We start from the raw sequence: 11,636 nt of genomic DNA on the forward strand, positions 1-11,636 counted from the left end.
AGCTTGTCCGGGCCTCAAAGCAGCACCTCCTCTTCGGCTTCCACAAAGCCGAAGGCCTGGGACGCACGCGGTCACAGCTGGGGGCGGAGTACGTCGTAGGCCCAGGCAGCCAAAGTGGTGGGCGTGGTGGTGTGCAGGGTGCGCGGCTGTTCCGGGACGAAGCCGTTCCGCAGCCCGGTCGACATCCCGACGACCGCTTCGACCAGGCCGTCGGCCATTCCGGATGTGCGCAGCAGGTTGCGCATCGCGTCGTCGCTGACGCGCTCTGCGCGCAGCGGGCGGCCGATGGCGGCGGACACGATCTCGGCGGCCTGCGGCCAGGTGAGGTCGGCCGGGCCGTGGACGGCCTGGACACAGCGTCCGGACCAGCCGGTCGACAGCAGCCGGGTCACGGCGACCTCCGCGATGTCACGCGGCGCGACCCAGGCAAGGGGCTGGTCCAAGGGCAGGATCACGGGAATGACGCCGGTGCGTACGGCATCGAGCTGGAGCTCCAGGTTGGTGAAGAAGTAGCCGCAGCGCAGGTGCGCGACGGTGGCACCGAGGGAGTCGAGGGCGAGCTCGGTTCCCGCGAGACCGTCGATCTCGCCGGCTCCGTGGCGCTTCTCGGCGCCGACGCTGCTCTGGAAGACCGTCCGCTCGATGCCGTTCTCCCTGACGGCGTGCACGACGCTCGCCGTGGCCAACTCGTAGTCCCCAAGCGGATCTTCGCCCACCGACGGGGGATCCACCCAGAACAGGGCGTCGGCCCCGGCAGTGGCGGCGACGACAGCCTTGGTGTCGCGCTGGTTCACCGCGACCGCCTCGACCTCGCGACGCACGTCGGGCGCGAGCCGTCCGGGATCGCGCGCCAGTACCCGTGGACGGACTCCGGCCCGCAGGAGCATGGCGACAACGTGTCGTCCGACGTTGCCGGTGGGCGTCGTGACTGCGATACGCATGGCTTGGTGTCCTTTCGACGGTTTCCAGCAGGACGCTAGAAGCCAATCCAGACACCTCGTGTCCCCTTTGCGGGACAGGCCACGCGTGGCTCTGTTCACGAGAACCGGCTCGGCTCAACTTCTGTGAAGCGGCCACTCTGAGTGACGTCTGAGCTGCTCCGGGCCGTACGCAAAGTCGCCCGAAATCAGTCCGCGGGCAAGGCAAGTGGACCGACAGTTCGGGGCCGTGGAAGAGGTCATGCTCCGGCTGGAGGAGTTGTTGTTCCCCTAGATCGCGGGCGTCGCGGTGCTGTCGGTGGACGTGAACATCGAGATGGTGCGCGTTGACGCGCAATGCACTGCGGACGGCGCCGTGTGCCCGGTCTGCGGGGTCTGGTCCAACCGGGTTCATGGTTCCTACCTAAGGTTTCCCGCTGATGTTCCGAGCGGAGGCCGAAGCGTTGTTCTCCAGCTCAGGGTTCGTCGGTTCGCCTGCGGGAACTCTGGGCGCTCACGCCGTACTTTCGTCGAGCAGATACCCGGCGTGACATGCCGGCATGGTCAGCGGACCGAGCGGCTGCGCTCGACTCTGGCTGCGGTCGGTCTGGCCCTCGCGGGCCGGGCCGGAGCCCGCATCGCCCGCGTCCTGGGGGTGCCCGTCAGCCGCAGCACGGTGCTCCGGCTGGTCGACGCTCTCCCGATCCCGAGGCGGCCGTCCACGTGTGGTCGACGTCGACGAGTACGCCACCCGCAAGGGCCGCCACTCCGGCACCGTCCTCGTCGACATCGAGACCCGCCGCCCCATCGACCTGCTGCCCGACCGGGAGGCATCCAGCCTGGCGGCCTGGCTCGCCGAACGGCCAGGCGTTGAGGTCGTCTGCCGGGACCGGGCGCCGTTTTTCGCGGAAGGCGCCACCACCGGCGCCCCGGACGCTATCCAGGTCGCGGACCGGTGGCATCTCTGGCACCACCTGAGCGAAGCCGCCGAACGAGCCGTCGCCCAGCACCGCCGCTGCCTGCGAGCCTTGGTCCCGGCAGCACCCGAGCCTGAGCCGGAGCCCGCCCCTGGAGAGGAGCCGTCCGGCTCGCCCTGGCCGACCGGGCACCGGTTCGCCGACCACAGCCGGGCCCGGCACGCCGCTGTTCACGCACTGCTGGAGGCCGGGCACAGCCGCCGCTCGATCCAGCGGCAGCTCGGGATGACCTGGCGCATCGTCAAACAGCTCGCCGACGCCGCCCGGCCAGAAGAACTCTTCACCGGCCAGTGGCAGAACCGGCCCTCCGTCCTCGACGAGTACAAGACCTCCCTCGACGACCGCTGGAAAGAGGGCTGCACCAACGCCTGGAAACTGTGGGAGGAGATCGTGCCGCTCGGCTACAAAGGCAGCTACCAGCGCGTCCGCGCCTACCTGCACAAGAAGCGCACCTCGCCGCGGCCGGTGACCGCCCGGCCGCCCTCGCCCCGTACGGCCGCCGGATGGATCCTCCGCCGCCCAGAAACCCTGACCGAGCCCGAACAGCTCCAGCTCAAGACCGTCCGCACCCACTGCTCCGAACTCGACGCCCTCACTCGGCACGTCCGCTCCTTCGCGGTCATGCCCACCGAGCGCCAGGGCGACCTCCTGCCCCAATGGCTCAACGCCGTCCGGCAGGACGACCTGCCCAGCCTCCACACCCTCGACGCCGTCATCGCCGGCCTCACCCTGCCCTGGAACTCGGGCACGTCGAAGGCCACGTCAACCGGATCAAGATGCTCAAGCGCCAGATGTTCGGCCGCGCAGGCTTCAGGCTCTTAGGCAAGCGGGTACTACTCGCCTGAGCCGGCTGACCGAGTTCCGGCTACTTCAGCAGTTGGAAGCCGGGCTGCCCAGCCCATGCTCTGAGGAACTCCGCCGAACCGTACGTGGTGGGCAATGGATCGGTCACCATTGCGATGACGCCGGGGAGACCGGCCACGATGGGTACCTGGTCCTCCCCTAGTTCGGCGCTGACAACGCCGCCGATCACGTCCATGACGGCGGCGGTCAGTAGGGCCGTGACGACGTGGTCGACTGGACGGTTGCAGAAGGCGACGACGTGGACGGCGTGGGTCGGCGTGAAGCCGATGAGAGGCTCCTGATCGACTTCGTCAGCGTGCTCAGCCTCGAAGACGGACTCGTCGCCGATGCCCGCCCCCATGACGGAGACCAGAACGGGCCGCCGTCCGTCCACGCCCCCGGTGTACGAGATGCCGAGGCTCTCCGCCTGAATGTTCAGGTCGTACTCGCCGACCCGCTTCTCCTCAAACCGTGCCGAGGAGCGAACCAGAAGGTCACGGAGCTGCTGAATCGCAGCGCGGGGGACGGCCTCCGCCAACTCGACCACCAACACCGGTCCACTCATGGCTCGCAGCCTAACCAGCCGGAACCGTCCTACCCACCTCATTACTCAGCGTGCACGCTTCACAGAAATTGAGTCAGAGCCCGAGAACCGACAGCACATGTTCACCAGTTTCGACAGCACGGAGAGGTCCGGAATCTTCGAACGACGTGGCCTGATGACACCTGTCAGACCTCAGGCCTAAGGTGTGCCGGTGATCTTCAGAAGGAATCAGAAGGCCGCGGACCTGGCCGCCGTCATGTCAGAGCTGGAGCAGGCAGTGGCCGCTCGCGACGGTGGCCGCACCGAGCGAGCGTTCAACGCGGCGATGAGTGGTCTGCAGTCGGCGACGGGCACCGAATGCGTGCCGGTGGGACCCCGGTTGGCCGCGCTACTCCCTGCCTTTCCGCCCACCGGTCCGCGCCCGATGCTGGCGACCATGGCCGGCTTCTGCGTGGAACGTGGTGCCGATCCGGCGGCGTGTGCGGAGCCGGTCCTCGACGGCACCCACCGGGACCTGCTCGATGCCCTGGAGTTCGCCCGCCGCTGGGCCGCCGCCGGCGATGCCGGGGACGAACTGCCAGACGCCAACGAGAAGATCATCGACGACGCGCTGATGGCCCGGCTGGGTGGCGAGGCGCACGAGGCGTTGCGGCTGGCGCTGGCTTGGTGCTCGGTCGAGCAGTGGCAGCCCCCCGCGCTGGCCGTGCTGTGCCGCAGCACCGAGGTGCGCCGTCGGCACGCATCCGCGCTCCTCCCCGCCTGCCGCGACCTGGCAGCCCTGGAGCGGCACGACCTCAAGTGCCTGGCTTACGCGCTGGCCATCCTGGACGACGAGCCCCTGGTGGTGTTGCACCGGCCCACCGGGACCGGGTTCGAAGTGCGCATCGGCGGCATCGGGGACAACTTCCAGTTGCACACGCTGCTCGCCCACGTCCTCGTCGGCGGCGGCCACGTGCCCGGCACCGCACCGTCGGCGGAGAGCGTCCGCCTGGCCACGGACCCCGAGCCCGCCCAAGGGCGCACCGGGGCCGTCGCGACCGGGGCCTTCGAACTCCTCGCCCCGGACGGGGAGCGGATCTGGAACGAGGGGCTGCCCGACGACATCCCCGTTGTGGAGGGACGCCGCCTGCTCGTGCTGGACGAGCCGATGTACCCGCGCAGTTGGAACGCCGACCGGTTCTTCCCGATGCTCCCGGGGACGGCCGAGCTGACTCGTGTGCTGTCCGCCGACGAGGTCCAGACCTGGTTCACCTACACCTGCTGGACGTCCTGACCCGGTCGCCCGGCGCCACCGCTGGGCGTCGGCTGCTGCCGCGGCCAGAAGTCGGGGCTCGTGCCTGGCCTCTATCGAACAAGAAGCGCACAACATCGGGTGCGCGGCATCGGTGCGCTCAGTGGCCGGCCTCCCGGCCACGGTGCGGTCCGGGCTCCTGCGGGCGGTGAACCCGCTGGTCGTCCTCGCGCACCGGGTGTACTGGGTCGGCATCGTCCTGTTCAGCGTAGCGGCCCTAGCGGGCGCGGGAGTCGGCGGCCGCCTTGGTGAACGCGTCCTGAAGGTGGCGCAGTCGCTCGGCCGTGAGATCGAGGGCTTCCACACCGTGGGGGACTTCCTCAAGGCCCGCAGCGCCGTCAGGTCGACCGCCTCCCGGCGGCCGGCCTCCGGCTCCTGGTCGTCGTGCTCCCGGTCGGCGGGCCGGGGTGCGAGCAGCTGCTCGGGCATCGCCGCCTGCTGGTGCGCGACGACGTCGTACACCCGGCCCCGCACGGCAACGGTGCGCAGCTTCTCGCGGCGCACCGCGCCGGCGAGGACGGCCCGCTCGTACTGCAACGGGACACCGGGTATCTCCCACTCCCCCGGCTCCAGGTCCGAAGGCCGGGGCGCGGCCGACGTGCCCGGGTCGGCCAGGGGCTGCCGGTCACGGTCCTGTGCGGCGGTCGGCGGACGTCGGGCGGTGGCCGCTACGCCGTGGTGTGGCGGCGTCTGCGGACGACGTACACACCGAGCGCGGTGAGGACCAGCAGGCCACCGGACACGCCGAGCCACCCGGTGCCGGGGCCCGCGGTGACGCTGTGCTTGGCGACCGGACGGCCAGTGACGATCAGCTGGCCGGTCCTCTTCACCCGGCCGTGGTGCGCGACCACGGTGACCGGGTACGTGCCGGACGTGAGACCGGTGCGAACGGTGGCCATGGCGTAGTAGCGCGGGTCGTCGCCGTCCGCGGCCTTGGTGTCGTCGCGCCGAAGGTTGACCGGTTTGGTGAACGCCGGGGAGGTGGCGGAGAGCCTGTTCTCCTCGCCGGGGTCCGGATACGTGTCCTTCCACAGCACGTAGACCCTTCCTCCGGCGCGGACCCGGTAGCCGTGCTCGCTGGCGGTGTCGAGGTCGAACGTCGGGGAGAAGACCGGACCGCGGGCCTTGCCCAGGTAGTCGCTGTCACCCGGCCGTGCAGCCCGTACCGTGAGGGACTTCTCGACGACCCGGCGGCCATCCGGTCCGTACAGGTCGAAGGCGTACGTACCGTCCTTCACGTCCGGGCGGAGGTACGGCTGGCCGGTGAACAGGCGGGGGGTGTAGTGGTCGTACCGGTTGTCGTGGACGAGCCGGACCGGATCGGCCAGTGCGGTGGAACGCACGGTGAAGTCGGTACCGGTCTCTCCCGGGTACAGGTCGTCGAACTCCGTGTCGATCTGCTCCCCCGGCCGGGCGGCTGTGCCGTAGAGAGCCCGCACCTCGAACGACGGACGCATGGACGGCAGAACTCGGATCTTGTTCCGGGCCACGGCACGGTCACCGATCTTCGCGACGAGCGGATACACACCCGGCTTGTCGGACATGGCCAGCGTGACCACCGCGTCGAAGCGACCGTCGTCGTCGGACCACTTGAAGGCGACCGGGCCGGAGAACGCCGACGAGGTGGCGGTCACGGCCTTCGATCCCCGCGGCACCCCCTCCAGGGACAGGTCCACGAGTTGCCCGGGGCGGGCCCAGTCGCTGCCGAACATCTCCACGTCGAGCTTCGGACCGGAGGCGGCGAACGCGATCCCCGTCGAGACACCGCCACTCAGCAGGATCCCCGACACCAGCGCGGCCACCCGCCTGGACCATCCCATCGCGCTCCCCTACTCGTCGTGACGGCTCCGGCTCCCCGCCGGGGGCCCGTCGCACATGTAGACGTAAGAAACAGGACAGTTGGTTGTCCGCCGGACACACTGACACACCAGGCGCACAGTCCGTGGCCCGCCGCCATGGTGAGGCGGCGAGCCACGACGGATACGGCGAACCGGGCGGTCGGTCCACCAGGTTGACCGCGCACGCCGAGGTCGCGCAGACCTCCTCGACGATCTCGGCCAGCACCGGCTGTGGAATGGAGTCGTCCAGGGTCAGTGCGACCAGTGCGTCGCCGCCCTCGGTGGTACGGGCCACCTGCATGCCGACGATGTTGATCCCGGCGTCACCGAGGATCCGGCCGATGATGCCCACGATGCCGGGGCCTGATCCCGCCCCACACACCACTCACACCCGGAACAGCGGAGAGCAGCAGGCGTCGCTACGGGTCGCTGACGGCACCAGATCCCGGGCTGAGCGCGGGGGTCGTGCCGTCCTGTCGGAACGGTGCCCTGTCGGCTGGAATGTTCACCGCTGTGCGGGCTCTTGGATGTGCTGACGCACGGCGGACACGGTGTGGGTGGTCTGCGGTCCGGATCGGGAGCCTGTTCCCGGGCGGCGGAGCGGACAGGGAGGGTGTCGGAGATGTCCGGCCTGTTCGCGACCGCTTCGAAGAGCGCTGTGATCCGGTCGGCGAAGTCAGGGCCCGGTAGAGGGATATCCGAGTCGGGTTCACGCAGCCGGCCGACAGTGACGGCCGTGGAGACGTAGGCCATGAGTTCGGTGACGGCGGCCGTCCGGGGAGCGCGGACGGTGTCCTTGGCCAGGTGCCGCAGGACCCTGAGAAGGGTCGTGGTGGACGTGCTGGTGACGGCGTGCGCGCCGGGGTGCCGTACCGGTGCCGGCCAGCGCTCCCGGTGCCTCTGGAAGTCGGCTGATTCAGGTGGCGGTTCCAGTCTGACGCCGAAGCAAGGCATACCGCGCTGCAGGTTCACGATCAGCGGATCTGGTTTCGGTGACGCTCAGGGGCTGGGTACGGTGCGTTTCGGATCGGCCTATGCCGAAATCGAGAGCTGGTCGGACACGAGCATCAATGCCTACGTTCCGAACGGCCTTTCATTGGGGACGTTCAAGGTTTCAGTGAATGACGCCAGCGGAGCCGATGCCGGTGGATCCTCGTTCGACGTCGACGTCGTGGACCTGGGTACTGCGCTGCCACGGACGGGTTGGACCCCAACGGCTTCGAACGCAAGTGCCGGCGACGCGCCCGGAAACATGCTGACTGGACCAAGGTTTCTTCCATAACAATCGGCCAACGCGTCCAGGCGGTGTCCTTCCCGACGCAGACAGCTCGCTACATCAAGGTCATCAATACCGGCAATGTCGCGAGTAACTGCTGGTCGATCGCAGAGTTCAACGTATACGACTGACCTCGGGCGCGGCCCCGTGCGTGTTCGGTGCAGAGTTCTTCGACGCCGAGCTCGAGAGGCTGCCGAGCTACGTGTCGACTCGGTTTCGCACCCTGCTCTGTGCGCTCCGCCCGGCGTACAACACGGTGGGTGTCACCGACGGCACAGTGACACCCAAGGGCAACGTCTACAACCACGTGAGCAGTTGCTTGGCTCGGGCATTGGTCTCCGCCGGCATGACGCCTGGCAGCCGGTCACCAACGGAACCGTGCAGTCGGCGCGGTCGTCAGCTCTTGACGGATCGCACTGACTCTGGAGTTGGGCTGCGCATGCCCGCCCGGTCGGTGTCCTTGGCGAAGGTCAGATCTGTCGCCGTCAGGGGCGCTTGGGCAGGCAGGTGGGGGCGGGGCAGAGCCGTGGGCGGGTCGGCGCCCAGGCGTTCGCAGGTCAGCGCGGAGACGAGGACCGCGTCGTCCATGGCGATCTTCAGCACGCCCGGGTCGGCTGCGGCCAGCGTCTGCGGGGTGTGCAGTCCGTGGCGGGTCAGCGCGCCGAGCAGCCCTGCGGTGAACGCGTCGCCCGCGCCGACGGTGTCCACCACCGCGACCTTGCGGCCGGGACTGCTCAGGCTTCCCGCACCGGCGTGGAAGGCGTGAGCGCCGTCGGGCCCGTCGGTGATGACGACGAGCAGTGCGCCCAGTTCAAGCCAGTGAGCGGCGGTCCGCTCGATCGGCGCGTCCGGGTAGAGCCACTCGATGTCCTCGCGGCTGGCCTTGACCAGGTGGGCGATGCCGACGCTGCGTTCGACGACCTCCCTGCCGTGCTCCGGGTCGCCAAGCAGGGCGGGGCGGACGTTGGGGTCGTAGCTGATCAGTACCGTGCCCTCGGCGCGCAGGCGCTGGACGACGGAGTGGATGTGCTCGGCGGCCGGCGAAGTCCAGGAGGCGACCGAGCCGAAGTGCAGTACGGCGGTGTCCTGCGGGGTGCGGGCGGCCTCCGTATCGGTCCACTGCCAGTCCGCGGTGCCGTCCAGGTAGAAGTCGTAACTCGCCCTTCCCTCCGCGTCCATGGAAACCACGGCGAGCGTGGTGGGCTCGGCGGCTGCCAGGGCGTAGGTCAGGTCGACACCCTCGACGGTGGCATGCGTGCGCAGCATCCTGCCGAAGGTGTTGTCGGCCAGGCGGGCCATGAGCGCGGTGCGGTGTCCGAGCCGGGCCAGGCCGACTGCGACATTGAACGGGCTGCCGCCGGGCCGGGCGCGATAGTCCCCGGGCGCGTCGAGTTGGACCAGATCGATGAGGGCTTCGCCGATCACGGTCACGATCGGGGACGGCTTCGGCACATGCGTCGGCTCAGTCATGGAACGGCCCTTCGGCTGGGATCTCGCCGGAGCCCCGCTGGATCAGCCGGGTCGGCACGGTGACGGTGCGGGTGGGCGACTCGTCGCCGTCCAGCCTGCGGAAGAGCATCTCGGCGGCCGTCCTGCCCACCTGCTCGACGTCCTGGGCGATGACGGAGATGCCCGGGCTGAGGATGTCGGCCAGGGGGAAGTCGTCGAAGCCCACCTGCGCGACGGTGTCCTGCAGGCCCATGGCGCGCAGTGCGCGGACGGCGCCGACGGTCACGAAGTTCTGGCTGGTGAACAGCGCCGTCGGTGGATCGGGCAGCGCCAGGACCTGCTCGGTCGCGGCGATCGCGGCCTCCTCGCTGGACCCGACGTGGCGGACGATGTCGTCGTCGTACTCGATGTGCGCGACTTCCAGGGCGTGCCGGTAGCCGTTGAAGCGCTGGGCTGCGGTGGGGATGGAGGCCCGGTCGCCGAGGTAGGCGATGCGGCGGTGGCCGGTCTTCAGCAGGTGGTTGACGGCGGTGATGGCGCCCTGCCGGTTCTCGGAGACGACGGCGTCCGCGTCGAGAAGGCCGGCCTCGCGGTCGACGAAGACCATCCGGGTGCCGGTGCGCTGCTCGCTGATGAGGTAGCTCTGGTCGCGCCCCGCAGGAACGATCACCAGCCCGTCGACCCGGCGGTCGATGAGCGCCTGGGCCAGTTCCCGTTCGCGGGCCGGATCCTCGTCGAGGCTGCCGACCAGCACCAGCACTCCGCGTTCCCGGGCGACGTTCTCCACGGTGCGGGTCAGGACGGCGGAGAAGGGGTTCGCCGCGTCCTCGACGAGCATGCCGATGGTGGCGGTGCGGCCGTCGCCGCGGCGCAGGCTGCTGGCGGTGAGGTTGGGGCGGTAGCCCAGTTTGTCGGCAGCCTCGCGGACCCTGGTGACGATCGCCGGATCGACGGTGGGGACGTCGTTGAACACGCGCGAGACGGTCTTGATGGCCACTCCGGCCAGCGCCGCGACCTCACGCATGGTGGGGCGGCTACGGGGCGCGGCCTCGCCCTGAGTCATCGTTGTCTCCAACCGGTTGTGCGTTACCTACTCGTTGCCCGCGCATGTCTATCAGCGTCTTGACGGGCTCGTCCATACAGGCCCAGTATCTCGCCCAGTCAACGTTGTCTCAGCGTCGGCCAAAGACGGCTCCGAAAGGGATCAAGCCATGAACATCTCCACCAGCCAGGTGCCGAGCCGCCGCGGTCGGCGTACCCGGGCGGCAGCGATCGGTGTCACCGTCTGCCTCGGCGCCACGCTCGTGGCCTGCGGTTCTTCGAACGGGAGCTCCTCGTCGTCCGCGTCGGGCGGCGGCAAGGTGGGGGTTTCGCTGATTCTGAAGACGCTCACCAACCCGTACTTCGTGAGCATGGAGAAGGACGCCAAGACCCAGGCGGCCAAGGACAACGTGAGTCTCACGGTGGCGGCGGGCAACAGCGACGGTGACACCCAGACCCAGATCACCGCCATCGACAACGCCATATCGCGCGGCGACAAGGGCATCCTCATCACCACCAACGGCGACGCTGTGAACGCCGCCCTGAACCGGGCCAAGCAGGCCGGCCTGTTCGTGATCGCCCTGGACACCGCGCCCAACCCGCCCAGCACCGCGGACATCACCTATGCCACCGACAACGAGCAGGCGGGCAAGCTCGACGGCCAGTACGCGGCGGCCGCCCTGAACGGCAAGCCGGCGGTCATCGCCATGCTCGACCTGTTCAACAACCAGGTCGTCTCCGTGGACATCAACCGCGACCACGGCTTCCTGGAGGGCATGGGCATCGACCCGGGCAGCAAGACCGAGAACGGCAAGGAAGCCAAGTCCGGCAAGTACACCGGCGGCAAGGGCGGCGGCTACACGATCGCCTGCCACCAGCCGACCCAGGGCGCCATCGACGGCGGCCGTACCGCGATGGAGAACTGCCTGTCGGCCAACCCGAACATCAACGTCGTCTACGCGATCAACGAGCCCGCGGGCGAAGGCGCGTACAACGCGCTCAAGGCGGCCGGCAAGGAGAAGAACGTCGCGATCTACGCGATCGACGGCAGCTGCGCGGGCCTGAAGAATCTCACCAGCGGCGAGTTCGCCGCCGACGCGGTGCAGTACCCGGGCAAGATGGCGGCCCTCGGCGTGGACTCGATCGCCAAGCTGGCCCGTGGCGGCAGCAAGCCCAGCGTGACCAACGGCAAGTCCTTCTACGACACCGGCACCGCCCTCGCCGCCGCAAAGCCCCTGGGCGGCCTGACCGTGCAGTCCCCGTCGCAGGCCGCCTCCGCCTGCTGGGGCAGCTGACGCCCCGAGCGGGTGCCAGCGCCCCCGACCGGGCGACTGCCCCCGAGTCAGGCGACTGCCCCGAGCCGGGGGGGGGGGCGGGGGCCGGGGGGCGGGCCGCCGCGCCGCGCCGGCCCCCCCCCCGCCCGCGAGGCCCGAACACGGGGTGGCACCGCACGCGCACCC

At 69.6% G+C, this 11,636-nt stretch carries 9 protein-coding genes and 2 pseudogenes; 5 read left to right on the forward strand and 6 right to left on the reverse strand.

Annotated features, from left to right (window positions below; translation table 11 throughout):
* Positions 1–71: 71 nt before the first annotated feature.
* The gene (locus tag ABT288_RS40735; protein ID WP_351619281.1) at positions 72–941 is read right to left on the reverse strand and encodes an NmrA family NAD(P)-binding protein; all 870 of its coding nucleotides are present in this window, start codon (positions 939–941) and stop codon (positions 72–74) included.
* Positions 942–1,254: 313 nt separating this feature from the next.
* Between ABT288_RS40735 and ABT288_RS50395 the strand changes: the two genes are divergently transcribed.
* Complete coding sequence (locus ABT288_RS50395) at positions 1,255–1,791, forward strand: transposase family protein (protein ID WP_502972959.1); 537 nt, start codon at positions 1,255–1,257, stop codon at positions 1,789–1,791.
* A pseudogene (locus tag ABT288_RS40745) lies at positions 1,706–2,739 on the forward strand (ISL3 family transposase). The gene ABT288_RS50395 and the pseudogene ABT288_RS40745 overlap by 86 nt, the downstream one beginning before the upstream one ends.
* Positions 2,740–2,759: 20 nt before the next feature.
* On the opposite strand, the gene ABT288_RS40750 reads toward ABT288_RS40745, so the two are convergent.
* A complete protein-coding gene (locus tag ABT288_RS40750) occupies positions 2,760–3,290 on the reverse strand; it encodes a DUF6368 family protein (RefSeq protein ID WP_351619287.1) in 531 nt (176 codons plus the stop codon).
* Positions 3,291–3,492: 202 nt separating this feature from the next.
* Between ABT288_RS40750 and ABT288_RS40755 the strand changes: the two genes are divergently transcribed.
* On the forward strand, positions 3,493–4,554 hold the full coding sequence (locus tag ABT288_RS40755) for a hypothetical protein (protein WP_351619290.1): 1,062 nt from the start codon (positions 3,493–3,495) through the stop codon (positions 4,552–4,554).
* Positions 4,555–5,240: 686 nt separating this feature from the next.
* Here ABT288_RS40755 and ABT288_RS40760 read toward each other — a convergent pair.
* Together ABT288_RS40760 and ABT288_RS40765 are read right to left on the reverse strand one after the other, a co-directional pair.
* Positions 5,241–6,392 carry a hypothetical protein gene (locus ABT288_RS40760; protein ID WP_351619293.1) on the reverse strand — a complete coding sequence of 384 codons (1,152 nt, stop codon included), beginning with the start codon at positions 6,390–6,392 and terminating at the stop codon, positions 5,241–5,243.
* Between the two features lie 184 nt (positions 6,393–6,576).
* Positions 6,577–6,771: pseudogene (locus ABT288_RS40765) on the reverse strand (ACT domain-containing protein); the annotation flags it as partial.
* A gap of 468 nt (positions 6,772–7,239) precedes the next feature.
* On the opposite strand from ABT288_RS40765, the gene ABT288_RS40770 reads away from it, so the two are divergent.
* Complete coding sequence (locus ABT288_RS40770) at positions 7,240–7,692, forward strand: IPT/TIG domain-containing protein (RefSeq protein ID WP_351619296.1); 453 nt, start codon at positions 7,240–7,242, stop codon at positions 7,690–7,692.
* A 390-nt stretch (positions 7,693–8,082) separates the two neighbouring features.
* On the opposite strand, the gene ABT288_RS40775 is transcribed toward ABT288_RS40770, so the two are convergent.
* Both ABT288_RS40775 and ABT288_RS40780 read right to left on the reverse strand, forming a co-directional pair.
* Entirely contained in the window at positions 8,083–9,156 is a 1,074-nt protein-coding gene (locus ABT288_RS40775; RefSeq protein WP_351619299.1) for a carbohydrate kinase family protein, read from the reverse strand.
* Positions 9,149–10,198 carry a LacI family DNA-binding transcriptional regulator gene (locus ABT288_RS40780; RefSeq protein WP_351619302.1) on the reverse strand — a complete coding sequence of 350 codons (1,050 nt, stop codon included), beginning with the start codon at positions 10,196–10,198 and terminating at the stop codon, positions 9,149–9,151. Before ABT288_RS40780 ends, ABT288_RS40775 begins: the two co-directional genes overlap by 8 nt.
* Positions 10,199–10,346: 148 nt before the next feature.
* Here ABT288_RS40780 and ABT288_RS40785 point away from each other — a divergent pair, with 148 nt between their 5' ends.
* On the forward strand, positions 10,347–11,471 hold the full coding sequence (locus ABT288_RS40785) for a substrate-binding domain-containing protein (protein WP_351619305.1): 1,125 nt from the start codon (positions 10,347–10,349) through the stop codon (positions 11,469–11,471).
* The last annotated feature ends 165 nt before the right edge of the window (positions 11,472–11,636 follow it).

It is taken from the genome of Streptomyces sp. NPDC001093 (genome assembly GCF_040298985.1).
Taxonomy (GTDB): Bacteria; Actinomycetota; Actinomycetes; order Streptomycetales; family Streptomycetaceae; genus Streptomyces.